This window comes from Sphingobacterium corticibacterium (assembly GCF_004208525.1).
Taxonomy (GTDB): Bacteria; Bacteroidota; Bacteroidia; order Sphingobacteriales; family Sphingobacteriaceae; genus Sphingobacterium; species Sphingobacterium corticibacterium.
The window spans coordinates 576,731-603,115 of the sequence record NZ_SGIT01000002.1 but is presented as its reverse complement, the minus strand read 5'-3'; the positions used below and the strand labels follow the sequence as shown (position 1 = coordinate 603,115).

Genomic DNA, 26,385 nt, shown 5'->3' with positions numbered 1-26,385 from the left:
TATTATATCCTAATAGAATCTAATGCGATTGTCATGAATATCGGCTTTGTGTTGGAGCGCTTGATAAATAGCTCCCCAGGAACGCTGTGCTTTTGACGTTTGCATTTGTTGCTTTTGATTATTCATATCACTGGCTACAAGTTCTGCAGGGTTAACAAAACCAGTCACTTGCACTGCAAAAACGCCTTGCTCACCTTTTATTGCTTTGGACAGCTTATTCGGTTGCAAGCCAAATGCGGTTCCTACAACCGCTGGTTCCATTGCAATACCTGGAAGCACTGGGTTGGCCATAACGATATTCTCTATATCGACCGGTGTTTTCTCTAGTTTTTGAGCTACTTGATCTATAGAGGATGCACCATTTAAAGCGTTATTTAGCTTTTCAGTAAGCATTTTTGCTTTTACTTCATTGCGTACGCGCGCTTCAATTTGTGGTTTTACCGCATCTAATGAGTGTGTGCCTTTTGGTTGTATATTGGCCACTCGCGCAATGATGAAATTATCTTCGGTATCAAATATCCGCTCGGAAACTTCTCCTTCTTTAGCTTCAAAAGCCCAACGCACAAGTTCTCTCGGAACTTCCACCCCGTTAAATGTATTGTCCATTGGTACTACGCGCTCTGCTTTATGTACTGTGGTACTTTGTTTATTGGCAACTTCTGCAAAATTTTTACTATTTACGTCGCCAAAGAAGTTGTTTGCTTTTGCATATGCAGCATCTGTTGTGGCTTTACCACTATTGATTACCTTGTCTACAATAGCTGCTTTAACAATTTTCGAATTGCCGATTTGTTTTTCGATACGAATAATGTGTGTTCCGAAACGGCTATTAACGATAACGACATCGCCAGCCTTTCCCGAAAATACCGCTTCGTCAAATTCGGGAACCATCTGTCCGCGCGGAAAAGTACCGAGATCACCTCCGTTTATTTTGCTGCCTTCATCCAAACTGAATTGTATAGCAAGAGCGGAGAAGCTTTCTCCTTGCTGAATCAATCTTTTGATAGAATCCGCTTTCGCTTGTGCTTTATCAATACCGCCTTCTGCGGTTGTATTCAATAGAATATGCGAAGCTTTTACAGAGTCTGGACTAAATTTCGCATCCACAACTTTAGCAATTTCAAATCTATCTTGAGACAAGAACGGTCCCACTGTTGTACCAACAGATGCATTGAAAATCACAGAATCCAACGCTGGACTCACTTGCCCTTTGCGGATATAAGCAAACGGATATTTTGTGTCGGAATTGATTGCAGCAAATAGAGAATCTGTAGTAGAATTTATCAACTCTGATTTTAATTGTTCGATAACTGATTTAGTTGCTGCTGTATCGTTAGCAGTAGCTCTGGCATCAATCAATACATATTCGATCGTTCTAGTTTCCTCTGGATTGTCAAATGTATTTTTATGTGCGTCATAATAAGCTTTGTAATCTGAATCAGTTAATTTGATTTCAGAATCTTTTACCGAAGAATAATCCAGCATCAAATATTTAAAGTTTGCCAATTTATTGCGTTGGATATACTCTTCTTGTGCTTCCAACGACGTAACATATACACTGTTGGTCAATAAGTTCGAGTATTTTTCATTCAAACGCTCATTGCGGATGTTTTCTAAAAGCATTTCCCATTGCTGACGCATTTCCGGTGTTCCCTGACTGTTGATTTGTGAAAGGAACGTATTCAACTGTGTTTTATCAAATACACCTGTTTGTGGATTGGTAAATGCTTGTACAATTTGTGGAGAAGGATTGATACCAGATACCAAGCTGTTTAACTCATCCCGTCCGACGGAAAGACCTATTTTCTCAATCTCTTGCTTTAAAAGCTCTTGTGAGATAAATTGATTCCAAACTTGCTGTACCGCATAATTACGCATTTGAGGAGATGAAGTCCCCCCCATCTGTTGTTGATACATGGCAGTTGTTTGATCAACCTGTGCGTTAAATACTTGATAGTCGATGGATTCTCCATTGACGCTACCCACTTGATTTTGATTCTTCATCCAAAAGGGAGTCCCATAGCTGATGATATCTCCCAATAAAAACGCAATAATTGCTAAACCAATGACAGTTACTACCAGCCCCGCTCGGTTCCGCAAATAGCTCATTAATCCCATAGTCTATATACTCTGTTTATTCAGTTACTTAATTGACCTTTATTAAAAACAAGGCGCAAGATACAACTTTTATGAAAAAAAAAGTAAAAAATTGTTTGAGACATCTTAATTACCGAACGAAGGAAGTTGTTGGCCGCTTGATGGAATATAAAAACCAGTCATATTCTGTCCATCAATTTTTTTAAAATCCGTGTCGGAAATGAATGAGGTGGCTTGTAAGCTGCCTCGTTCGTCCTTGAAGTCGAAGGTTATAGGGACAGTATTATAATAGATGCTTTTTTTTTGGTCGAGAAAAAGCTCTTCCGTTTTTATTATTGAGCCGTCTACCATATTGACCACCACGTTTTTGCGGAATTCAATTAATTCCTCATTTACTTTTTGGACGGCATAATCCGAACGTATGCGCTGCGACTCCTTACCTTCTTCATCAAAGAAACGAATCAATACACCTTTTTGAAATTCGTACATCGCGATACTATCCGGGTATTCCCGCAGTTCAGGAGAAGTCAATTCTGCTTTTACTTTCGAAGAATCACTATATACTACTGTTACATCTTTCGAGATATTTACATTTTCTTCTTGCTGTATATTCGCAATTTTCTCGACGTCACGAAGGTCATTTTCACAAGCCATACATAAAACTGCACCTAATAATATAGATAGGGGAGCGGATAGTTTTTTAGTATGGAGCAGAAGAAAACGCATCGTTAATCTAAACTTCGGCGGATAAACCAAGAGTCGTTAATCGTGAAACCAAAATTAATATTAATATACCGTTCCCGTACCAGATTGTGGTTGAGTGAACCTTGTTGTCCGAACTCAGCTGAAATATTGATTTGAGAAAATGTACGTCCGAAGTTTGTTTCCGGTAGCGGTAGGCCTACCCCTACGCTAAAAGCCATGTCGTTAATTCGTTGGTTTCTATATACAACGGGCGTTTGGTTATAACGGAATCCCAATCGGTAATCGACCTGGTTCCAATAACGTACCGAAGTTGGATCCGGTTTGATTTGCCCCCCTACCGCAAAACCGTAACTTTTTTCCAATTTGTTCTGACCCTCCAGTACTTCAAAATTCGACCAATCGGCATATTTAAAATCAGCACCTATCAGCCAGTTGTACCCTTTTGATAATGTGAAGCCGACATTATGTTTTAAAGGAAGTTGGATTTTTCTGGTAGGAAAAGTTCCTGTACTGATGGTGTCTAATGGCGGTGCAATATATTCGTCGTCAAAATTATTTTCCGATATGGTGATGAACCTGCTTGGTCTCGCGTTGATGGTGTTGTTTAATGTTCCTGTGTAACCCAATGTTAGATTATATTTCCTGTTTATAGATTTACTGTACTGAATACCATAATCAACAGTCACACCACGTATATTGCGTGTTTCCTTTAGTTCTGCCGGATAAGCAGAAAGATCGCTTAGAAACTTGACCTGCGTAATATCATAAAGATTTCCAAAAAGAAAACCGGCATTGGCACCTATACTTAACCCTTTGATAGGCGATACACCGTAACCTAGATAAGCTTTGTTGATCCCACCCTCTCCGAATATCTGCTTTTCATAAACCAAGTCGTCGATAGATTCTACGTTTCTTGAGGAATATCCCACGTCCGAAAAAGGAAGTAATCCAAAGGAAAAGCCACCGTATTTTTGCAATGGGATACCAATGGCAAGGTGTCCGAAGGCAAAATCAGCGGTATTGTCGCTCATATTATCTCTTGACAGCTGCGTAAAATTACCGTACATACCGGCTTCCAAGACAGTACGATTTAGTCCCGAATAAGAAGCAGGATTGGCAATATTCAATGTCGGCAGCCCTGTGAGATACCGCACACCGGTAGAAATCCCACCCATAGCACGGGTTTGTGGTAATAAGTCGTTCCGCATCTGCCCCAATCCAAATTGTGAATAAGGAGAATGGGAGGTGGATCGTTGTGCATATCCTTGCTGGATGCCAAATAAACCTAATCCTAACAAGAACTGCAATGCTATTTTGGTGAAACTTTCAATCGAACGTCTGTGCATGGTCAAAATTTGCTACAAAACTATCTATTTTTTAACTATTCCGTTAGTTCTATTTGTTAAAAAAGGTTAATCGGTTGATGCGTAGTGTTTTACATCCTTATTTTTTTAGATGCCGCCGTTTTAATATTAAACAAACTGGAAATAAATAATGGCTGCTACGATAACAAGATAAAGGGTTTCGTATATCCATTTCGACTTGGAATTGGTAAAATAAAATGCCAGATAAATAGCAATGGGTGGTGCGCAGAGTAAGAAGTGATTAATGGTAATATGATCATTAAGGTAGAAGGAGCCCAAAGTCAGCAATATCATAAAAAACAAAAGCTGAAAAGATTTGCGCAGATGGACAACGCTCTTGAAGAAATGCTCTTTTAATACCACCAGAAAAAACAGTAAAGTAATCGCTACGGGAATGATCACAAGATAATCATACATATTAAGGGATAACTCGGTCGGGAAAGCATAACCAAGAGGGCTGAAAATCGCGAAAAAATCCTGTAAACGTCCTGTCCAGTAATAAATGACACCTAAAAGGAAATATATCGTCGAAAAGCCTAATAGAGGCGTTATCCATTCTCTCCAATTAAAAGGGCGGAAAATCAATAGGCTTATCCACAGCAATATCATCATCACCATAAAGGGGAAATAAATCAGGCTCCCGATTGCCACAATCATCCCTAAATCAAGCATTAATCCTTTTATATCGTGTTGCTTATAGATATTAAACAGCTTGCCTAGCATCCATATCGTAATAAAATTACAGATAAGGGGAGGGGAAAGTACCAAAAATGGGGTGAACAAACTTACCAACGTCATATACATCAACGCCGGAGTGAAATTAGGTTTACCTAAAAGATTGAAGTTGTTGACAATCCGGTTTAGGAAAAATCCCTGCAACAGTGTAAGAATTAATGTAATCATCACATTTGCACCTGGCGAAAGGCCGGTGCCTATACGTATCCCGATGAGGTTATTAATAGCAGGCTCAAATAGGATAGGTGTGATATGATCCGGCAGACTGAGAAAAATGCCTAAGCACAGAACCAAACCGATAGCCGAGACGAATACAATATTGACCGGCGAAAACTTTCGATGTTGGTTTATGATCATGCTTGACTACTTCTCTAGCTTCTTAATACGTCTATCCAGCATAAATAAGAATATACCCAAAACGATAAAAATGGTCAATAGTACAAGTACCACGACGTATATCTTTCCAGAGCTACGAAGCGCTGTGGCCATTTCGATTTGACTTTGGGCAAATGTATAACTACTGGTTAGAAAAAAAAGTAGTAAAATTGTAATTATCTTCTTCATGATGATCATGGGCTATGAGATTAATCGATGACGTTTCTTTTGTTTTCTACTAGGCGTACACGATAACGTAAAGTACATATCCAAACACCTATGAGTATCCAGCCGATAATCGCTGTGTAGAACACGGGACGCATTTGATTGTCCATATCGAGATCGCCAAATGTTCCATTGCCGCCGCTTCCAGGATGTAAAGAGTCTGTCATTTTGGGCATAATGTACATCAATACGATCATAATAGGAAACGCAAAAATATTGTAGATGGCAGATATTTTACCTCTTTTCTGTTCTTCTTCTAAAGCATTTCGTAGAACGAGGTAAGCTAGATACATAAGCGTCGCTATTGCTGAACCATTTGTTTTAGCATCGTTAGGCCAAGCCATTCCCCAAGTAATATTAGCCCATTGCATGCCGGTTAGCAAACCTATGATACAGAAAACGATACCGGTATTGACAGCCTCAACGGCAATTAAATCGTCGTTGATACGTCCGCTGTTCAGATAACGTATGCTATAAATAACGGAAATAAGGTAAAGGGCAAACATAGCGAACCACATCGGTACATGGAAATACACATTACGGATGGTTTCGTGTAAAAGGAACAAAGCGGGAACCGGGCCCAGAAAGCCCACCACAATACTAGCAGCCACCATCACCAGTCCCAAAATTTTCCACCAAGATTTTCTCATGATTCGAAAGAATTAATCACGCCAAAGATAAGGAAATAACAATAAAGAAATGGTAATCGTAATTACATTAATTGCCAGTAAGACGAGTATTTCATTGGTACTTTCATCTCTTGGAATCCCTGTTAGGGCATTTTGGGATAAGGTAATTAAGACGATGAGTAACGGTATAATAACCGGAAAGCTTAATATAGCCATAAGGGTACTATTGTTGCCTGCTTTCGCACTAATACCAGATACCATTGTAAAAACGGAAGCAAAGCTCATGCTCCCCAACAATACGGAGACTGTATACAAAAAGGGATCGCCGACAGGGTTACTAAATGTGATACTATAGGCAATATATGCGATCACTGACAAGAGTATCATGACCAGCGTATTGTAAATTATTTTTGATAATATAATCGCCCGGGGGCTAATCAAGGTATAATAATAAAGCTGTCTGCTTTGGTTTTCTTGGACGAAGCTGCGGCTGATGGCGTTAACACTGGCAAACAACATAATAATCCAGAACAGCGCGTTCCAAACAAGTGTATCTACAGATTGGAATGCTTGATAGCAAACAAATACTGTAGATACAACATATAATAAGATACCATTTATTGCGTATTTTGAACGCCATTCCAAAACGATATCTTTATAAACTAAAGTCCTTACTTGCTGGAGTGTATTCATGTACGCAGCAAAGATACAAATACTTGTCTTCGAAACCGCGTCAACTCCACAAAATAAGCGCTAGGCTTTGTCTAATTCTGATTTTGCTTTAGCAACTATCTCTTCCGCTTTGTCCTCTGCACTATGCACGGCTTGTGACGCTTTATCAGCTAATTTATGAGCCTTTTCGGCAGCGGCATCTACTGCTCGTACACCGGCATCTTTCGCTTTGGCTTTCAAGTTGTTCAATTCCGCTTTAGTAGACTTTGCTATTTTAGCAGCGCGTTTTGCTTCTTTTTTAGAGAGCTCTTTAATTGATTTTGTCAGGTCTTTGACACCCTCGTTTGCACGTTCCAATTGGCGTTTGCCATCATCTGTACCTAGTAAGTAATAAGCAGCTGCTCCAGCAGCTAAACCAAGAAGCGCGAATGCAATGAATCCATTTTTATTTTCCATAATATCCTGTTGTTTTTGTCGTTTCTAAAAAAAATAATCATCCTTTCTTAAATCTAACAAAAAAATCTGGAAAAAGTTTTCATGTCGGTGTTTTTTATGGGCAAAAAGGATTTTTTAATCCCGTGTGACATGTTGGATGGATTGTAAGGAATAAAGGTGGTGGTAGAGTCCGCTGCCTTTGGACATTAGATCCACATGATTTCCGATATCCGATACTTCTCCGTTTTCAATTACTACAATTTGATCAGCATCTTTAATCGTACTTAACCGATGTGCAATGATGACAGATGTGCGGTTGCGCATAAGTTCTTCTAAAGCCAGTTGTACCAATCTCTCGGATTCTGAGTCTAAAGAGGAGGTTGCTTCATCCAGAATAAGAATGGCAGGGTCTTTCAGTAGTGCGCGTGCGATAGCGATACGTTGACGCTGTCCGCCCGATAGTTTTACGCCTCGTTCTCCTACTAGCGTGTCATAACCTTGTGGGAAAGCCATAATAAATTCGTGTGCGTTAGCCCGTTTTGCGGCTTCTATGATGTCTTCCGCGTTGGCATCTAGACGGCCATATCCAATGTTTTCACGGATAGTGCCTCCGAATAATAGCACATCTTGCGGGACAATAGCTACCTGATTACGAATGTCTGTTAGGGAATATGCTGTACTGTCCTTACCGTCGTAAGCAATGGTCCCTGACGTAGGCATATAAAATTGTAAAATAAGCGAGGCAATGGTTGATTTTCCTGTGCCACTTGGTCCAACTAACGCTAATTTTTTTCCGGCCTCTACATGAAACGAAATATCTTTTAGGATAGGGATGTCCGGACGAGAAGGATAGGTGAATCCGACGTGATTAAAGGTAAGTGCGCCCTGCATGGACATCTCGATATCATTATTGTTTTCCGCTATCGCTATCGGTTCCGGTTCTTCATCCAATATGTCTAAAACCCGTTCGCTTGCACCGATAGAACGTTGTATATTGGCGTATAATTCAGGAAAGCTACCCATGGATCCGGCTACAAAAAAGGAGTATAAGATGTAGGTTGTTAAGTCGCCTACGGAGATTTCACCGGCAGATACCAGCGATGCGCCGTACCAGATCACAACGATGACAGCACCGAAAATACAGAAAATAATAAAGGATGCAAAGATACCACGGTATGTTGCTCCTTTGACCGCCAGCTTGACTACAGCATCGAGTTTATGGGCGTAGCGATTTGCTTCGTAGTATTCGTTAACAAATGCTTTAACGTTACTGATGCCGGAGAGGGTTTCTTGTACAATGGTGTTGGAATCTGCTAGTTGATCTTGTGCTTGCCGAGATAAGTTACGTATAAAGCGTCCGAAAATAATGGCGATGACGATGATAATAGGCAGAATCGATAAATTCATTAATGCAAGCTTCGGAGAAACGAATACCAAGAGACATACGCCTAATGCCAGACTAATTGTCTGTCTTAATATTTCGGCCAATGTCGTTGTTAACGTATCTTGAATCTGGGCCAAATCCGTAGAAAGGCGGCTATTTAATTCTCCTACCCGCCTATTGGCAAAAAATTCAATCGGTAGTGTGATGAGCTTATGATACGTATCCTTACGGATATTGGCGAGGGCTTTCTCCGCTATTTCTACAAATAGCCGTATTCTGGCAAAAGATACAATCGATAGAAACAAGAGTAATACCATCGAAATTGCGCCGATGCTGATTATACTGGCAGGCAACCAAGGATAGCTTTGTTGCCCTTGCGCTGCGTCAATCATCGCCCCCACCAGAGCCGGGAGAGTCAGCATAGTCAAGCTCGATAAGATAAGAAAAAGCATACCCAATATAAATTTTCCTCTATATGGTTTCAAATAGGTGAAAATTTTTAACGCTTTCTTGAGTAACTCTTTACTAAGCCTGGGTTTGGGTAAGTCTTCCGACTGTGTATTGCCACTATTCAAACGCGATCTCGCCATTCTTCAACTCGAATTATTAGAGAGCAAAAATACAGTATTATTTATGTGCCCTTATCACTCTTGCGTCAAATTTTTCGGCTTATGCGGCTTCATACGCAGATATAATGTAAAGCTTAACGCTAAAATGATAATGACGAGCAGGAGGATGGTTTGGTGCCTATTTCGTTGTTTGCTTTCTAGATCGTTGATTTGGTTGCGCAGTTTTTCGTTTTCCGCTTGGAGCTTCGTAATCGTGTGCATGTAGCCGGAGATCTGCTCGTCGTATGCGGAAGCTAAGTTTTCTTTTCGGTCACTTTCGTTTTCCTTGATGTCGAGTAGTTTCTTTGTTTCCAAAAAGATGTCGTTATCTGTTAAGACGATTTCCCGAAGGATGTCAATCGACTTCTGCATATCTTTTTTTCTTTTGAAAATACCAAATACACCCGTCTTTTGCCGCAGACTATGGTCAAACTCTCCAAAACGTTTACTACGCTGTTCCAATAAATTGTTGACATGCTCTCGCTGCTGTTCGAAATTGATGGAATCTATATCGATATGGCTTTGGGACTTCCCCATATAGAGCAAACCCATGAAAAAAACAAGAAATAAAGAAAGGGGTTTCATGTTAGCTATCTAAAAATTCTACCATAACAACCTCATCTTGCTGTAAGCCCAACAGCCGACTCGCATGCCCTTTGTTGATAGCTATTTCCAGAAAATTGCTAATCCCAAATAAACAGAGCTTTTCGCCTTCTGGGACCTCATTATAATGCCAGCTCAGCTTATTTATAGTTTCATTTCTTTTAAAATGCAGCTTGAAACTCCGGCCTTTTTGTATTTCGTTAAAAAGTTCTTTGCTGATATTACTGATGACATTCCCGAAAGCGTCAATATAAGATACATGGCCTTTTATTGCATTAGAGGTAACCAACGGCTGTACAAGTACTTTTTTAAGCGGTTTGTCGATCGGTTGCCCAATGGCGGACAGCGGTTCCCCTTTCGCAATATGACAGGCAGCTTTAGATAATATATCGGCAAGTGGAAAGTGTAGATAGCGCAAGTCCTGCATGATGTCAATTTCATACAGCTCTTGCGGATCATTTTCTCCAAGGATAATGCTGAAAATGCCGTTGTCTGCGCCCACGAAAAAGTGATCGTCATATTTCATCATGGCATAATGCGAATCCTCTTGAAAAACCGTGTCGATACCGATAAGATGAACGGTGCCATTCGGAAAGTAACGGAAGGCGTTACGAAGTACCACAGCGGCACGCTGTATATCAAAAGAAGGAATTTCATGCGTAATATCTACTAGACGGACATCCGGCAATTGCGATATGATGCTGCCCTTCAATGCCGCCTGATAAAAATCACGATGCCCCAAATCTGTTGTAAGCGTTATTACTCCCATACACTATGTACCCCTTTAAAGATACTAAAAACATTAAAATACGATGCTGCCCTCTTCTTAAAAGAACTACAAAAGTAATAAAAGAAAGTGCAATATTAATTGCTGCAAAGCTAAATTTCCATTTTTTGTTATGTAGATACAAATAGATGATTATAGTTTGTATTTTTGATTTATCTTTATTACGTAAAAAATAAAATAGACAATTTGAACGAAATACGTATACCATTAGACGACGTTAATTTAGTGACGTTATGGGGCGCTCAAAACGAGCATTTTGAGTGGATAAAAAGAGGGTTTCCGAAACTGCGGTTGGTGGCACGTGGAAATGAATTGAAGGTGTTGGGAGAGGAATCCGAACAACAACGGTTTAAACAAGTTTTTGAGGGTATATTGCGACATATTGAACAATTCCAAAACTTGGATTCCAATGCACTGGAGGATTTGGTGGGGATAAATGGTGCAACTGAAAGGTCGGCGGAAAAGAAAATCGGAGAACCCGCTGTTTTTAAAGGGGAGCCGATCGTATACGGGCCTAATGGACTGATTGTTCGTGCCCGTACACCAAATCAGCTTAAAATGGTGGAGAGTATAGCCAAAAATGACATTCTGTTTGCCATTGGCCCCGCAGGTACGGGCAAAACCTATACAGCGGTCGCGTTGGCGGTTCGGGCATTGCGAAATAAAGAGATAAAACGTATTATCTTGACGCGTCCTGCCGTCGAAGCGGGGGAAAATCTAGGTTTCCTACCGGGTGATCTCAAAGAAAAAGTGGATCCCTATTTACGTCCGCTTTATGATGCATTGGATGATATGATTCCCGCTGATAAGCTGAAAGATTATTTGGAACGCCGCGTAATAGAAGTGGCTCCATTAGCATTTATGCGAGGACGCACATTGGACAACTGTTTTGTTATCCTAGATGAAGCGCAGAATGCCACGGATATGCAGTTAAAAATGTTCCTTACCCGGATGGGACCAACGGCGAAGTTTATCGTTACGGGTGACCTTACGCAAATTGACTTACCAAAGAAAAGCCAGTCCGGATTGGCAACAGCGGTGAAGTTGTTGGAAAACATCAATGGTATTGATATTATCCATTTAAGCGGATCAGATGTCGTTCGGCATAAATTGGTGAGACGTATTTTGGAGGCTTATGGAGATATATAAGATTTAATACAATGAACGCAATAAAAGAAACAACATTTAATTTTGATAAACAAACGGCCTTTTATAAAGGGAAGGTGCGTGATGTATATACCATAGCCGATGAATATCTGGTGATGGTGGCCTCAGATAGAATTTCTGCTTTTGACGTCGTTTTGCCGCGCCCTATTCCTTATAAAGGACAGGTGCTTAACCAGATTGCAGAGAAATTCCTCTCTTCCACAAAAGATATTATTCCAAATTGGGTCATTACCGTGCCAGACCCGAATGCTACCATAGGGTACAAATGCGAACCATTTAAGGTGGAGATGGTGATTAGAGGATATTTGGCTGGGCATTTATGGCGTACTTACCGCGACGGAGGCAGAACGCTGTGTGGAGTAACCCTACCGGAAGGATTGAAAGAGAACGATAAACTTCCAGAACCTATTATAACACCGACAACGAAAGCCGATGTGGGACATGACGAAGATATTTCACGGGAAGATATTATAGCTAAGGGTATTGTACTTGAAGAAGACTATATACAGCTGGAGAAATTTGCCCATGCATTATATCAGCGAGGTACGGAAATGGCACGGGAGCGAGGGTTGATATTGGTGGATACGAAATATGAATTTGGCAAAAAAGATGATCAAATATACTTGATGGATGAAATCCATACGCCAGATTCGTCTCGTTATTTTTATTCTGATGGCTATGAAGAACGGCAGGCGAATGGTGAGCCGCAACGGCAGTTGTCTAAAGAATTTGTACGAGAATGGTTAATGGATAACGGTTTTCAAGGAAAGGACGGGCAGACCGTGCCTGAAATGACCGACGATATTGTTCAATCCATATCCGAACGCTATATTGAACTGTATGAACATATAGCGGGTGAAAAATTTCAATATCCGGCAGATGAAGATACCATTTCGCGGGTAGAGCGAAATATAATGGAAGCTTTAAACAAATTATTGTAGATTAGAGACGAAAAGATAAAAATATACTGATGAAATTTACGGTTGACAAGCATGAACGCTATGTGGTTATTGAACCATTGACAGATTTCCTAGATGGAGGAGCGGCGGCGAAATTGAAAGGTGAGTTTATGTTGCGCAATACAGGTGGGCAACGTAATATTGTATTAAATCTTTGTCATGTGGCGGATGCGGATGAAGATGGTTTACGCATGGGATTATTGGCACGCCGGCTATGTAAAGCCTCTGGCGGACTCTTTATTCTTACCGGATTAAACGACCGACTCTTGACCCTACTTAAAATGGCCAATATGGAGGGTTATTTCAAAACTGCACCGACGGTTTCTGCTGCCGAAGATATGATTTTTGGCAATGAGATTCGATTAGATTTAAGAACGGGCCAACATGACGAGGTTTGAGGTTTTGATATTGGGGAATAGTTCGGCGACACCTATGTATGGTCGTCATCCGACGTCCCAAGTTCTAAACTTTAACGAACAGTTCTTCCTCATAGATTGTGGGGAAGGTACACAGATGCAGTTGCTCCGCTATGGAATTAAAGGTAGCCGGATAAGTCATATTTTTATCAGCCATTTGCATGGAGATCATTATTTGGGGCTTGTTGGGCTACTTTCTTCGCAACATTTGGTAGGGCGCCAGAGCGAACTACACCTTTATGGTCCTTCCGCGTTGAAGGAGATATTAGATTTACAATTTAAACACTCTGATACGCGGTTACGTTATCCATTGATTTTTCACCCGACGAATGCGTATCGTCAAGAAGTGATATTCGAAAATACACAACTCCAGGTGACCAGCTTCCCATTACAACACCGTATTGCGTGTACTGGTTTTCGATTTGATGAAAAGCCACGGTCGGCGTCATTGAAGAAAGAAGAAGTAGAGCGGTTGAATATACCTGTTCCCTATAGGCGCCTTTTGAAAAGAGGCATCGATTATGTTGCAGACGATGGTACTGTTTATTCGGCCAAAGATTTAACCTATGCGCCACCACAGCCTAGAAGTTATGCTTATTGTTCTGACACGGTGATGAATGCGGATTATTTAGGCGCTATTCGGGGCGTAGATTTATTATATCACGAGGCGACATTCCTGCACGACCGTATAGAACGGGCTAAGGAAACCTTTCATACCACCAGTTTGGAGGCAGCGCAGGTAGCACAAGCCGTAAATGCCAAGAAACTTTTGCTCGGACATTTCTCCGCCCGTTATAAAGATTTGCAACCTCTTTTGGACGAATCTCGAACAATTTTTCCCCACACAGAGTTGTCTGAAGAAGGTAAGTGGTTTTTAGTATAGGCTTTTTGTAGATTTTTCCCCATCTTTACACGCTCAATTGAAACCTGCATGAGCTGCCGCTAAGAAAAGGATATGAATAACTTAGCTCATGCAAGCTTCATTGCCATAAAGAATACATTATTCTAATGAAAAATATGAAGACGTCTTTTAGCCTTAACCTGTTGCTGAGGGATAACATAAAAAAATTAGTACCTTATTCATCGGCAAGAGATGAATTTAAGGGAGAGGCCTCTATTTTATTAGATGCAAACGAAAATGCATTTGGTTCACCTTATGCTAGAAATTATAATCGCTATCCAGACCCGCTTCAGCATCGGGTGAAGGAAAAGTTGCATCGTATTAAAGGTGTTCCGGTAGAAAATATCTTTTTAGGTAATGGTAGCGATGAAGCTATCGATATCCTTTTTCGCGCATTTTGTGAACCGGGAAGGGATAATGTTATTTTGGTGCCGCCTACCTATGGTATGTATGAAGTTTCGGCGAACATCAACAATGTAGCCTATAAAAAGGTAAACTTAACGATCGATTACCAGCTAGATTTAGACGGAATCGCAGAGGCGATTGATGCGCATACGAAGCTGATTTTTATCTGCTCACCAAATAACCCTACCGGAAATAGTATCCGTCGGCAAGATATCGAAACGATCTTGGTCAATTTTGATGGGATTGTAGTGGTAGATGAAGCGTATATCAATTTTTCAAAACAACCATCCTTTACCACAGATTTGGTAGAGTTTCCGAATTTAGTTGTGTTACAAACGCTATCGAAGGCATGGGGGCTAGCGGCATTGCGGTTAGGAATGGCTTTTGCCAATAAAGAAATTATTGAGATATTTAACAAGATAAAACCACCTTATAATATTAATCAGGCCACCCAAGACATTGTTTTGGAGGCGTTGGAAGGTGTGGAGATTGTAAACGAATGGATTAAGGAAGTCGTTGGCGAACGGGAGAAGTTGTCTGCAGCTTTACAGGTATTACCTCAAGTTGCACACGTAACACCGTCGGATGCCAATTTTATACTGGTCAAATTGGAAGAACCTCGAGCTCTCTACAATTTTTTGGTAGATAAGGGAATTATTGTACGAGACCGCTCCAAAGTAGAGTTGTGCGAAGGATGTTTACGTCTGACTATCGGCACACCAGCGGAAAACAATACGCTGTTGAAAGAAGTGAAGAGATTTTATAATGGATAAATGAAAAGAGTATTATTTATAGATCGCGATGGTACATTGATATTGGAGCCCGAGGACGAACAAATAGATTCGTTTGCCAAGCTCAAATTTTACCCAGGAGCGTTGCAATATCTCCCGCGTATCGCGAAAGAACTTGATTTTGAATTGGTGTTGGTGTCTAACCAAGATGGATTGGGAACTTCTTCTCATCCAGAGGAGAACTTTTGGCCCGTACATCATTTTATCGTCGACACATTTTCCGGAGAAGGTGTTCGTTTTGTGAAAGAACACATCGATCGCACATTCCCGCACGAAAATGCGCTGACACGTAAGCCCGGTATTGGTATGTTGCATGAATATTTTGATGCCGTACAATATAATTTAACCGAATCTTTTGTGATCGGGGATCGTGTCAATGATGTGAAATTAGCAGAGAATTTAGGTGCTAAGGCTATCTGGTTGCGTAATAATGATGCATTAGGTCAGGCCGAAAGCCTACGTATAAAAAGCGATTCCATTGCGTTGGAGACAACTGATTGGAGATCTATATATGAGTTTTTAAAATTAGGTACACGTACCGGGGAGCACCATCGTAAAACGAATGAAACAGATATCTTTGTCCAATTGAATCTTGATGGTTCCGGAAAATCGGATATAGATACCGGATTACCATTTTTCGATCATATGCTCGACCAAATTGCTCGACACGGTGCAATCGATCTTACGGTAAAAGCTAAGGGTGATTTGCATATCGATGAGCACCACACCATTGAAGATACGGGTATCGCATTGGGTGAAATTTTTCTGAAGGTATTGGGTGATAAACGGGGTATCGAACGTTATGCTTACACATTGCCTATGGACGACTGTTTGGCGCAGGTAGCCATTGATTTTGGGGGCAGGAATTGGATTGTATGGGATGCGGCTTTCAACAGGGAAAAAATAGGAGATATGCCGACCGAAATGTTTTTCCATTTCTTTAAATCGTTCTCCGATGCTTCGAAATCGAACTTGAATATCAAAGCAGAGGGCGATAATGAGCATCATAAAATTGAAGCTATCTTCAAAGCCTTTGCGAAATCGATAAAGAAAGCCGTACGACGAGATGCAGAAAATATGCAGTTACCGAGTACTAAAGGAGTTTTGTAGATTGTAAAAAATGATTGGAATAGTAAATTACGGAGCAGGGAATATCTTTTCGTTGACAGCGGCATTGGATCGCGTGGGGATAAGCTATGGCATGATCGATAAATTGGATGAATTTAATGATTATGACCGTATTATTATTCCGGGTGTGGGACATGCCGGCGCTGCCATGCACAAGCTGGAGGAAACAGGTCTGGTTCAGCATATAATATCCTTGAAGAAACCCGTATTGGGAATTTGCGTAGGTATGCAATTGCTAACTTCCTTTTCGGAAGAGGGGAATGCCGAGCTTTTGGACATCGTGCCATTGAAGACGTTACATTTTGATAAACGTATTGGCAAAAAAGTTCCGCACATGGGCTGGAATGGTGTGTCGCCGAAAAAGGATTGTCCTCTTTTTGAGAATATTGCAGATAATAGCTATTTTTATTTTGTACACTCCTATTTTATTGAAGCTGATGAGCAGTATACCAGTGCGTTTTGCACGTATGATGTTGTTTTTTCTGCAGCAATAAAAAAGGGTAATTTTTATGGCGTGCAGTTTCATCCTGAGAAATCTGGAAAGGTTGGCGAGCAGATATTGCTTAATTTTTCCAGATTATAGGTAGATATTGCTTATAATTGTTGATTAATAATTGACGACTTTACAAGTTTTGACTTTTAACTTATTACTTTAAAATATGTATATCATTCCTGCTATTGATGTTTTGGATAAAAAGGTTGTCCGTCTGAGAGAGGGCAATTACGATGACGTCACGACGTATGACATATCATTGGAAGAACAAATTAAAATGTATCATGCCAATGGTACCGAACTCGTGCACATCATTGACTTGAATGGAGCAAAGGGCGATTTCAGCAATCAGGACTATCTGTTTGATATTATTCGTAAAACGGATATGAAAGTGCAATATGGAGGAGGAGTAAGAAGTATTGAGAAAGTAAAGGAATTGGTTGATGCGGGAATCTATCGTGTCATCGTGGGAACGCAAGCGATTACCAACCCTACTTTTTTGGAGGAGTTGGCTAAGCTGAACGAAGGACGTGTAAAATATGCAAAACATATTGTTATTGCGATTGACGTGTTAGACGAGGTTATCAAATATTCCGGTTGGTTGGAAAGTTCACCTATTAAGCTGATCTCATACATAGATAAGTGTCTTTCGTTAGGTTTCTTCCGCTTTCTTTGTACCGATATCAGTAAAGACGGTAAACTAGGAGGAGCCGGTGTTGAACTCTATCAGAAACTTTTGGATCATTCGCCGATCATCAAACTAATTGGTTCAGGTGGAATAAGCTCCATGGACGATATTCGTGCTTTGAATGCGTTAAGTCGAATAGAATCCTGCGTGGTGGGTAAAGCTATTTACGAAAACAAGATTTCCATTGATGAGATTAAAGATTGGAACTTGAAGACCCTCATCAGTATTTAGTATGTTGGCAAAACGTATCATCCCCTGTTTGGATGTAAAGGATGGCCGTACGGTGAAAGGCGTTAATTTTGTTGACCTTCGGGATGCGGGAGACCCTGTCGAGCTCGCTTGGCAATATTCACAACAGGGCGCGGACGAACTGGTTTTTCTTGATATTACGGCCACACATGAAAAACGGAAAACGACCATAGAATTGGTCAAGGCGGTAGCACGTCAGGTCAATATTCCTTTTACAATAGGTGGAGGAATTAATGAATTGAAAGATGCGGAAGTGTTGCTTAACGCAGGGGCGGATAAGATCTCGATTAATTCTGCCGCGGTACGCAATCCGAACCTAATTGATGAACTTGCCCGTTCGTTTGGTAGGCAGTTTGTCGTGGTAGCGGTAGATACGCGTGTCGTGGACGGTGCAAATTTTGTTTATCTACGTGGCGGACGGGATAAAACGGATATACATACGGAGGACTGGATCAAAGAAGCCGAACAGCGGGGTGCAGGAGAGATTCTATTGACTTCGATGGATCACGATGGAACAAAGAACGGCTTTGATAATACGTTTTTAAAGAAAATTAACGATACGATACATATTCCGTTAATAGCATCGGGTGGAGCAGGTCAACAACAGCATTTTGTGGACGTGTTTCAACAGGCAAATGTGGATGCAGCATTGGCGGCTTCGGTATTTCACTACGGAGAAATATTGATTCCAGAACTGAAAGAAACGTTACGAGCCAATGGGATTGTGGTGAGGGAGGAATAAAAAATAAATAAAAATGGATTTTAAAAAGGGAGACGGATTAATTCCCGTTGTTATACAAGATAATCAGACACTAGAAGTACTGATGTTAGGGTATATGAATGAGGAAGCGTGGACGAAAACCCAACAAGAGGGGCGCGTAACGTTCTATTCGCGAAGTAAAAATCGGTTGTGGACAAAAGGAGAGGAAAGCGGCCATTTTTTGGATGTCGTTTCCGCCCATGTAGATTGTGACCAGGATACCTTGTTGATTAAAGTTAAACCAGCAGGGCCTACTTGCCATACAGGTGCCCGTAGTTGTTTCCAAACGGAATATAACCAAAATTTTCTCTTGCAATTGGAGCGTATTATACAGCAACGTTATGATATGCCTACCGAAGAGTCGTATGTCAACAAACTACGTCAGCGCGGGTTGAATAAAATCGCACAAAAAGTAGGTGAAGAAGCTGTAGAAACCGTTATTGCTGCATTAGCGGAAACAGAACAGGATTTTATAAACGAATCTTCCGACTTATTTTTTCACCTTTTGGTATTGCTTCGGGAAAAAGGACTGGATTTACAAACGATTGCCAAGAATCTGGAAAGCCGGCACCAATAAGAAAGAACGGAGATATGCTTAGGATCGATGTTTCTTTATCTAATACGCTAGCCGGTCATCAAAACCCTATTTTTACGGTATCCCCCGGAATGGATGCGGCGACCATTTTTACAGGTGGAAACGATAAGGGGGTAGTGGAATGGGATTTGAAAGAAGGGAAATTCAGACGTATTTTGTGTGCGGTACCGGCATCGGTTTATGCGTTGCAACTTTTGGAGGGAGAAGGGATCTTGGTCATTGGTTTGCGCAATGGCGAAGTGTGGTTTGTAGATATAGAAAAGCAATCCCTTATCAGCAAGGTGCAAACGGAAAAGGGAGCGGTCTTCGCGATTAAAGTACTCCCTGGAAAACGGGAAATCATCGCTACAGGAGAAGAAGGTATGGCCTATGTATGGTCATTAGATACCTACGCCTTGTTGTACAGATTCAAAATAACAGACACGACTGTGCGTGTCATCGAACCTTCTGTGAAGGCGAAGCAAGTCGCGTTTGGTGATAAGGATGGCATCGTACATCTATACGACACGACAGATTTTCGGGAGATAACAAAGCAACAAATACACAGTCTACCTGTAACAGCATTGGCTACGGCTGACACCAGCTTGCTTTCGGGCGGTCGAGATGCGAAGCTCGTTCGGTTGGCAAAGAACGATCTGTCCGTTTTGGAATCCCTAACCCCGCATATGTTTACCGTGTATGGTATTCTTCCACATTCCACCTTACCTATTGTAGCCACCATTAGTCGGGATAAATCCATCAAAATATGGGATGTGCTATCGTTGTCTTTGCTCAAAAATATAAGCATAGAACGTGGTTATGATGCCCACCGTTTGTCTATCAATACGGCGACCTGGATAGGTAGCCAGTTGATTACCGCCGGCGACGATAAGTTAGTGAAAGTGTGGGAGATCTCTGCACAGGAGAATTAACCTATGTGTTTACAAACGCTTTAACGCCGCTTTAATAAGCTGTTCCACGGTTTGTTCCAGATCACTCGTTACCAAGCTGTTTAATACTTTTTCTGCTTGTGGTTTACCAAAGCCTAGCATAACCAATGCCGTGAGTGCTTCTTCGGGTACAGACTGCTTGGCAATCGGAAGCGGAATGAGCGCATCCGGCCCTTGTTTTTTCAGTTTATCTTGCAGTTCGAGGATAACACGTTGTGCAGATTTCGGGCCTATTCCCTTTATTTTCTGGATTACCTGTACTTGCCCGTTAATGATGGCGCTTTGGATTTCTTCCGGTGTAATGGAAGAAAGCATCATCCGCCCTGTATTCGGACCTATACCTGACACCGAAATCAAATGGTTGAACAGTTGTCGTTCTCCCTCTGTCGAGAACCCATATAGCGTTTGAGAATCTTCTCGGACTTGAAAAGAGATGTATAGTCTACACTGCTCCTGGTCTTTGATCTGGCTAAAGGTTGTCAGCGAGATATGGATATGATAACCGATCCCACCCACGTCCAAGACGACATGGGTGGGGGCTTTGAATATTAATTTTCCGTTGAAATAATCGTACATTTTATTTGTTCTTCTCGTGTTCTTGCACATCAACCACAGCAATGGTCACCATATTGACAATCTCTCGGACGGAGCTATCCAGTTGCAATACGTGGACTGGCTTATTCATCCCTAATAGAATAGGACCTAAAGCCTCTGCATCACCTGCTTCCTGCAAGAGTTTGTAAGCAATATTGCCGGATTCAAGATTGGGAAATACGAGGGTATTAGCCGGTTCACCATTTAAGGTGCTGAATGGGAAGTTATCTTTCAAAAGATTGCTATTTAAAGCAAAATTTGCTTGTATATCTCCGTCAGCGATGATGTGTGGCGCTTTTTCACGAAGGATCTTTGAAGCTTCACGCACTTTAACGGCAGTATGGCCATCGTTTGACCCAAAGTTGGAGTAGGACAGCAACGCAATGCGTGGCGTAATATTAAAACGTCTGATAGCTTCATCCAATAAGATGGTGATATCCGCCAGTTCGTCTGGTGTAGGATCAGCGTTGACGGTGGTGTCGCCAAAGAAAAGTGGTCCTTTTGAAGTCAACATGATATACATACCCGCCACACGACTGTTTGGTTTTGCACCAATAACCTGCAAAGCAGGCCGTATAGTCGTTGCATAGTTGCGAGTCAGTCCGGAAATCAAGGTATCCGCTTCGCCAAACTGCACCATACTTGCCGCAAAATAGTTACGGTTGGTCGCCATCAATTTGGTCGCCTCGTGCTCTGTCAGACCGCGGCGTTGCCTTTTGGCATAAAGGTGTTGGACAAATCTGTTGAAGCGCTCAGAACCTTTTTGTTCTGTTGGGTTAATGATTTCTACATCGTTCAAATCGAAACTATATTCTTGAATTAAACTTTGTATTTTCTCTTTATCACCCAATAAAATAGGGAATGCGATTCCTTCTTCTTTTACAATCTGAGCGGCCCGGAGCGTTTTATAATTGTCGGCTTCAGCAAAAACGACACGTTTCGGGTTTTTCTTAGCTCGGCTTGTCAAATTACGGATAATCCGATCGTCTTTGCCCAGACGTTTGCGTAACTCCTCTTTATAGTGTTCCCAATCCTCGATTTCTATTCTAGCGACACCGGAGGCTATCGCTGCTTTTGCTACGGCTACGGATACTTCTGTAATGAGACGAGGGTCTGTTGGTTTTGGAATAATGTATTCTGGGCCAAATTTCAAATTATTGGTGTCGTAAGCTTGATTTACTTCTTCCGGAACAGGCTGCTTCGCCAATGCAGCAATGGCGTGAACCGCTGCAATCTTCATTTCTTCGTTAATACTCGTTGCGCGAATATCTAAGGCCCCTCTAAAAATATACGGAAATCCCAACACATTGTTAACTTGGTTGGGGTAGTCCGAGCGGCCCGTGCCCATAATCACATCGTCGCGTGTAGCCACGGCCAGATCATAAGCGATTTCCGGATTAGGGTTTGCCATCGCCAATACGATGGGCCTCGGCGCCATAGAAAGCAGCATTTCCGGTGTCAGTACATCTGCTGCAGATAATCCGATGAAGACGTCTGTATCCTTCACCGCATCGGCTAAAGTATAGAGGTCCCTCTCCGTAGCAAACTGCGCTTTTGTGGCATCCAAGTTTTCACGATCGGTACGGATAACACCTTTGCTATCCAACATCACAATGTTTTCTTTTTTTGCACCAACAGCCATATACATGGACGTACAGGAGATGGCCGCAGCTCCGGCACCGTTAACAACGATTTTAACCTGGCTGATATCTTTTCCAATCAGTTCGCAAGCGTTGATTAACGCCGCACCTGAAATGATAGCTGTACCATGCTGGTCGTCGTGCATGACCGGAATGTTCATTTCTGCTTTTAGACGACGTTCTATTTCAAAACACTCGGGAGCTTTAATATCTTCCAGGTTTACACCTCCGAAAGTTGGCTCGAGCGCTTTAACGATATTGACAAATTCGTCTACATTTTTAGTATCTAATTCAATATCAAAAACATCAATGTCTGCGAATATCTTGAACAATAAACCCTTTCCTTCCATGACAGGTTTACCTGCCTGCGCTCCAATATCACCTAACCCCAACACAGCCGTACCATTACTGATAACGGCGACCAAGTTTCCTTTGGATGTGTATTTATACGCGTCTTCACTATTTTCAGCGATGGCTAAACAGGGTTCAGCTACGCCGGGTGAGTACGCCAATGATAAGTCCCGTTGTGAATTGTGAGGCTTGGTCGGAACGACTGCAATCTTGCCAGGTCTTCCCTTAGAATGGTAGTCTAAAGCGTCTTTTTTTCTATTAATACTCATCTGTTTACGTAAATTATCGTCATCTCTATAGCTACAAATCTATAACTTCAAAAGAAGATTAGCGAATTTTTTAGGTTATTTAAGACTATTCAATAATGTAAACATCTCTTGCCGCATGGCGGAAGTACTTCCTGTATAGTTATTGATTAAGAGTGAAAAAGTAACCGGCGTACCCGCGTTATTCGTATGAAACCCCGTATATCCTAAAACTCCCCCGATGGTACCGCTCTTCATGGTTATACCATTGATGGTAGGTAAACTTTTTTGAAAATCGGCAAACCAAGGTCTGCTTTGTGCATAATGCATTATTTTCGCCATAGCTAGTGTAGTGACACGGTTTTGCGGCGAAAGACCGGATCCGTCGTGGATGTGCAGTTCGCTAGCGGGAATTTTTAGCTTTTGTTCCCAATATTTACTAAGCAATGTAGCGGCTTCTTCGCTATTGGATTTATTGTGGCTGATGATACCAAAACTTTTCAGCATGGCTTCGCCATACAGATTAATGCTTTTTTGGTTGAACCAATGTATGATGTTTTTCAAAGCGGGAGATTGATGGACGTCAAGTTCTTGTTTAGGATTGTTTAGACGTATCCCTTGGTTTAACAGACGTTTTCCAGTAGTAGGTAAACTGTCTACGACAACACCCGCATCCGATAAAGAAGCTGTCAGTTGTAGCGCTAGTTCCAAAGCTGGATCGGGTATAGCGATTTCGATCACCTTTTTAAGATCCCTGCCGTAAGTTCCGCGTAGGTAAATGATGTTGGAGTAGGGGGCCGAATAGGCATATACCTTGTCGCCGGAGCCGTTTGGACCTGTTGTCACCTCATTGATTACGGTCATTCCGGTCAATGAGGTGGAAGAAATAGTGGTAGGTTGTCCTACAGAACTTGGAGAGAAAGTGATACCGGTTTTATTTTCGCGCCAGTTTAATCCCGAAATGCCCGCGCCGTAATAGTTTCCCATGTCGACCCAGTTCCACGTAGAGGGGACATCATTGCCGTTTAAATACAGATCGTCACCCACCACATGCCCATCGATATGGGTGATACCCGCCTGCTGAATTTTATACACCCACTTGTTTAATATGGTTTCGGATTTAGTAGCAGCATAGCGATTACTGCCTAGTGTAGGGTCGCCGGAACCGATCACGATAATGTCGCCATGTAACACACCCAAACTGTCAATTTCGCCCGTATAGGCTAACTTGGTTTGATAGGTATAGTCGGGGCCCAATATATCCAAAGCAGTGATAGACGTGATGACTTTCATCGTCGAAGCGGTTGGTAACCCAATGGAAGCGTTGTTCGTAAATATCGGTTGCCCTGTTTTACCGTCCAGTACGGTGAGTGATGCTATGCCGTTCGGAAATTTGCCACTTTTTACAAACTGTTGATAAGCGTTGTTGATGTTGTCTTTGCTTATCTGTCCATAACTTGGATGCAGGGGTAAAAATATAAAAAGGAATAATATCGTGTAAATTGCTTTCTTTAACATATGTGCTTTTTTCTGTTTATGCCGGTTTCTCTATTCAAGAAGCATTCCAAAATGTACATCGTCCTGGATGTTTGATTCGCTGTGATGTGATTTTTGCTTTCTTTTTTTGCGGGAAAAAAAGATTAAATTAACTTGCGTGAATACTAGAATTGATTTAATATGTCGTATACAGAACGCTTAGATGCTATCCGAAGAGAGATGAAGTTGCAAGGGATTGATGCGTATATCATTCCGTCGTCAGACCCCCATATTAGTGAGTATTTGCCCGGACGCTACAAATGTATTGCGTGGGCTTCTGGTTTTACCGGGTCGGCAGGTACATTAGTGATTACGGCTGATTTTGCGGGTTTATGGACGGATGCGCGCTACTTTGTACAGGCGAATGAACAGTTGGCCGGAACGGGCTTCGAGCTCGTGAAATTGAAGACGCAGGGCGCTGCAGAGTACGCCACTTGGCTGGTAGAACAGCTTACTTCCGGCAGTAAAGTAGCGTTCGATGGTAATTTAGCATCCGTAGCCGTGGCACAGACCGTTAAAGATACCCTCTTGCCATTAGATATCGTGGTGGACGGACATGTAGATATTTTAGAAACAATTTGGAGCGATCGACCCATACTCCCGGCCTCTCCGGCATTTTTGTTGGATGAATCCACAACAGGGGAAAACACGATCAGTAAATTAAACCGAGTTCGTGAAAAAATGAAAACGAAGCGTGTTTCTGCGCATTTAATTTCTTCTCTAGATGATTTAGCATGGTTGTTGAATATTCGGGGAAACGATGTGCCGTGTAACCCCGTGGTATTAGGTTTTGTACTGTTAGCTGGGAAAGAAACAATCTTGTTTATAGATACTGAAAAAATAAGCGAGGAGAATAAGGCTGTATTTGAGCAAGCAGCGGTACAGATCAGGCCGTATACAGACGCTTATTCTGCGGTTTCATCGTTAGAAGTTGATACGATCTTGCTAGACCCCAAACGAACCTGTTTCGCGATGTACGATTCGATTCCAGTATCGACTAAAATAATAGAAGACATCAATCCGTCTACATTGATGAAAGCTGTAAAAAACGAAGTGGAGATTGCCCACACACGAAACGTAATGATAAAAGACGGTGTGGCTATGACACGTTTTTTTAAATGGGTAGAGGAAGAGGTGCAACAGGGGCAGCTGACCGAAATATCCATCGCCGATAAATTGCAGGAGATTCGTGCAAAAGGGGAGGGATTTGTCGACATCTCGTTCGATACAATTGCTGGTTACCGAGCTCATGGCGCGTTACCACATTATAAGGCCACCGAAGCAAGTAATGCTACTTTGAAAGCAGAAGGCTTATTGCTGGTGGATTCGGGTGGACAATACAGAGATGGTACAACCGATATTACCCGGGTGGTATCGTTAGGTAATATTACGTACGAGGAAAAAGTAGACTATACTCTTGTGTTGAAAGCAACTATTGCTGGCTCTACGGCTATATTTCCGAAAGGCACTCGCGGTTATCAAATCGATGCACTTACGCGCCGTCCGTTGTGGGATGCGTTACGAAATTATGGACATGGAACAGGGCATGGCGTGGGTTTCTTCCTGAATGTACACGAAGGTCCGCATGTTTTTAATCCGACAAACGTCGATATTTCGATAGAAAAGGGCATGATCTCATCAATTGAACCTGGCTTATACCGAGAAGGAGAGTATGGTATTCGTATTGAAAATTTGGTATTGAGCAAAGAGTTGGACACTAATCAATTCGGGAATTTTATGCACTTCGAAACGATGACGATATGTTATATTGCTACAGATTTAGTGGATAAATCGTTGTTACACGACATAGACGTGGAATGGTTGAACCACTATAATGCTTGGGTATTTATGAAATTGGCGCCTCATTTAAATACGGAGGAAGCCGCGTGGCTGAAGGAAAAGACGAAGGCGATTTAAAT

Annotated in this window: 26 protein-coding genes; 12 read left to right on the top strand and 14 right to left on the bottom strand. The window is 41.7% G+C overall.

The annotated features are described in order from the left end of the window. Window positions 1-9 precede the first annotated feature (9 nt). The 11 genes from EWE74_RS11325 to EWE74_RS11275 form a co-directional block, all read right to left on the bottom strand. Window positions 10-2,109: a peptidylprolyl isomerase gene (locus EWE74_RS11325; RefSeq protein ID WP_239018629.1), complete on the bottom strand. Its 2,100-nt coding sequence runs from the start codon at window positions 2,107-2,109 to the stop codon at window positions 10-12. Between the two features lie 114 nt (window positions 2,110-2,223). Further along, entirely contained in the window at window positions 2,224-2,823 is a 600-nt protein-coding gene (gene lptC / locus EWE74_RS11320; RefSeq protein ID WP_130141657.1) for an LPS export ABC transporter periplasmic protein LptC, read from the bottom strand. A 2-nt stretch (window positions 2,824-2,825) separates the two neighbouring features. Continuing rightward, window positions 2,826-4,148, bottom strand: a complete 1,323-nt coding sequence (locus EWE74_RS11315; protein WP_130141656.1) for a porin family protein — start codon at window positions 4,146-4,148, stop codon at window positions 2,826-2,828. A 126-nt stretch (window positions 4,149-4,274) separates the two neighbouring features. Next, on the bottom strand, window positions 4,275-5,258 hold the full coding sequence (locus EWE74_RS11310; RefSeq protein ID WP_130141655.1) for a DUF6427 family protein: 984 nt from the start codon (window positions 5,256-5,258) through the stop codon (window positions 4,275-4,277). A 6-nt stretch (window positions 5,259-5,264) separates the two neighbouring features. Next, on the bottom strand, window positions 5,265-5,465 hold the full coding sequence (locus EWE74_RS11305; protein WP_130141654.1) for a CcmD family protein: 201 nt from the start codon (window positions 5,463-5,465) through the stop codon (window positions 5,265-5,267). Between the two features lie 20 nt (window positions 5,466-5,485). Further along, window positions 5,486-6,151, bottom strand: a complete 666-nt coding sequence (gene ccsA / locus EWE74_RS11300) for a cytochrome c biogenesis protein (RefSeq protein ID WP_130141653.1) — start codon at window positions 6,149-6,151, stop codon at window positions 5,486-5,488. A 12-nt stretch (window positions 6,152-6,163) separates the two neighbouring features. Then, window positions 6,164-6,823, bottom strand: a complete 660-nt coding sequence (locus EWE74_RS11295; RefSeq protein WP_130141652.1) for a heme exporter protein CcmB — start codon at window positions 6,821-6,823, stop codon at window positions 6,164-6,166. A gap of 60 nt (window positions 6,824-6,883) precedes the next feature. Continuing rightward, complete coding sequence (locus EWE74_RS11290) at window positions 6,884-7,258, bottom strand: hypothetical protein (RefSeq protein ID WP_130141651.1); 375 nt, start codon at window positions 7,256-7,258, stop codon at window positions 6,884-6,886. Between the two features lie 114 nt (window positions 7,259-7,372). After that, on the bottom strand, window positions 7,373-9,211 hold the full coding sequence (locus EWE74_RS11285; RefSeq protein WP_130141650.1) for an ABC transporter ATP-binding protein: 1,839 nt from the start codon (window positions 9,209-9,211) through the stop codon (window positions 7,373-7,375). Window positions 9,212-9,265: 54 nt separating this feature from the next. Continuing rightward, complete coding sequence (locus EWE74_RS11280) at window positions 9,266-9,766, bottom strand: hypothetical protein (RefSeq protein WP_130141649.1); 501 nt, start codon at window positions 9,764-9,766, stop codon at window positions 9,266-9,268. A gap of 49 nt (window positions 9,767-9,815) precedes the next feature. Further along, window positions 9,816-10,601: an SAM hydrolase/SAM-dependent halogenase family protein gene (locus EWE74_RS11275; protein WP_130141648.1), complete on the bottom strand. Its 786-nt coding sequence runs from the start codon at window positions 10,599-10,601 to the stop codon at window positions 9,816-9,818. A gap of 204 nt (window positions 10,602-10,805) precedes the next feature. Between EWE74_RS11275 and EWE74_RS11270 the strand changes: the two genes are divergently transcribed. From EWE74_RS11270 to EWE74_RS11220, 11 genes are all read left to right on the top strand, one after another. Then, a complete protein-coding gene (locus tag EWE74_RS11270; RefSeq protein WP_130141647.1) occupies window positions 10,806-11,768 on the top strand; it encodes a PhoH family protein in 963 nt (320 codons plus the stop codon). 11 nt (window positions 11,769-11,779) lie between these two features. Continuing rightward, window positions 11,780-12,727, top strand: coding sequence for a phosphoribosylaminoimidazolesuccinocarboxamide synthase (locus EWE74_RS11265; RefSeq protein ID WP_130141646.1), 948 nt, complete (start codon window positions 11,780-11,782; stop codon window positions 12,725-12,727). A 29-nt stretch (window positions 12,728-12,756) separates the two neighbouring features. Continuing rightward, entirely contained in the window at window positions 12,757-13,143 is a 387-nt protein-coding gene (locus tag EWE74_RS11260; RefSeq protein ID WP_130141645.1) for an STAS domain-containing protein, read from the top strand. Then, the gene (locus EWE74_RS11255) at window positions 13,130-14,044 is read left to right on the top strand and encodes a ribonuclease Z (protein ID WP_130141644.1); all 915 of its coding nucleotides are present in this window, start codon (window positions 13,130-13,132) and stop codon (window positions 14,042-14,044) included. Before EWE74_RS11260 ends, EWE74_RS11255 begins: the two co-directional genes overlap by 14 nt. Before the next feature lie 134 nt (window positions 14,045-14,178). Continuing rightward, a complete protein-coding gene (hisC, locus tag EWE74_RS11250) occupies window positions 14,179-15,240 on the top strand; it encodes a histidinol-phosphate transaminase (RefSeq protein WP_130141643.1) in 1,062 nt (353 codons plus the stop codon). Then, window positions 15,241-16,368 carry a bifunctional histidinol-phosphatase/imidazoleglycerol-phosphate dehydratase HisB gene (gene hisB / locus EWE74_RS11245; RefSeq protein ID WP_130141642.1) on the top strand — a complete coding sequence of 376 codons (1,128 nt, stop codon included), beginning with the start codon at window positions 15,241-15,243 and terminating at the stop codon, window positions 16,366-16,368. A gap of 10 nt (window positions 16,369-16,378) precedes the next feature. Continuing rightward, complete coding sequence (gene hisH, locus EWE74_RS11240) at window positions 16,379-16,969, top strand: imidazole glycerol phosphate synthase subunit HisH (protein ID WP_130141641.1); 591 nt, start codon at window positions 16,379-16,381, stop codon at window positions 16,967-16,969. A 76-nt stretch (window positions 16,970-17,045) separates the two neighbouring features. Next, the gene (locus EWE74_RS11235; RefSeq protein ID WP_130141640.1) at window positions 17,046-17,798 is read left to right on the top strand and encodes a 1-(5-phosphoribosyl)-5-[(5-phosphoribosylamino)methylideneamino]imidazole-4-carboxamide isomerase; all 753 of its coding nucleotides are present in this window, start codon (window positions 17,046-17,048) and stop codon (window positions 17,796-17,798) included. A 1-nt stretch (window position 17,799) separates the two neighbouring features. Beyond that, window positions 17,800-18,558 carry an imidazole glycerol phosphate synthase subunit HisF gene (hisF, locus tag EWE74_RS11230; RefSeq protein ID WP_130141639.1) on the top strand — a complete coding sequence of 253 codons (759 nt, stop codon included), beginning with the start codon at window positions 17,800-17,802 and terminating at the stop codon, window positions 18,556-18,558. Between the two features lie 7 nt (window positions 18,559-18,565). After that, the gene (gene hisIE / locus EWE74_RS11225) at window positions 18,566-19,153 is read left to right on the top strand and encodes a bifunctional phosphoribosyl-AMP cyclohydrolase/phosphoribosyl-ATP diphosphatase HisIE (protein WP_239018677.1); all 588 of its coding nucleotides are present in this window, start codon (window positions 18,566-18,568) and stop codon (window positions 19,151-19,153) included. Window positions 19,154-19,167: 14 nt separating this feature from the next. Next, window positions 19,168-20,082 carry a WD40 repeat domain-containing protein gene (locus EWE74_RS11220; protein ID WP_130141637.1) on the top strand — a complete coding sequence of 305 codons (915 nt, stop codon included), beginning with the start codon at window positions 19,168-19,170 and terminating at the stop codon, window positions 20,080-20,082. Between the two features lie 9 nt (window positions 20,083-20,091). Here the strand turns inward: EWE74_RS11220 and ruvA are convergent, their stop codons facing one another. The 3 genes from ruvA to dacB all read right to left on the bottom strand — a co-directional run bounded on the left by ruvA (window position 20,092) and on the right by dacB (window position 24,448). Beyond that, window positions 20,092-20,676 (bottom strand): Holliday junction branch migration protein RuvA, encoded by a 585-nt coding sequence (gene ruvA / locus EWE74_RS11215; protein WP_130141636.1) that lies wholly within the window; start codon window positions 20,674-20,676, stop codon window positions 20,092-20,094. A gap of 1 nt (window position 20,677) precedes the next feature. Further along, on the bottom strand, window positions 20,678-22,954 hold the full coding sequence (locus EWE74_RS11210; RefSeq protein WP_130141635.1) for an NADP-dependent malic enzyme: 2,277 nt from the start codon (window positions 22,952-22,954) through the stop codon (window positions 20,678-20,680). 75 nt (window positions 22,955-23,029) lie between these two features. Further along, the gene (dacB, locus tag EWE74_RS11205; RefSeq protein WP_130141634.1) at window positions 23,030-24,448 is read right to left on the bottom strand and encodes a D-alanyl-D-alanine carboxypeptidase/D-alanyl-D-alanine endopeptidase; all 1,419 of its coding nucleotides are present in this window, start codon (window positions 24,446-24,448) and stop codon (window positions 23,030-23,032) included. Window positions 24,449-24,607: 159 nt separating this feature from the next. Between dacB and EWE74_RS11200 the strand changes: the two genes are divergently transcribed. Then, a complete protein-coding gene (locus EWE74_RS11200) occupies window positions 24,608-26,383 on the top strand; it encodes an aminopeptidase P family protein (RefSeq protein ID WP_130141633.1) in 1,776 nt (591 codons plus the stop codon). The last annotated feature ends 2 nt before the right edge of the window (window positions 26,384-26,385 follow it).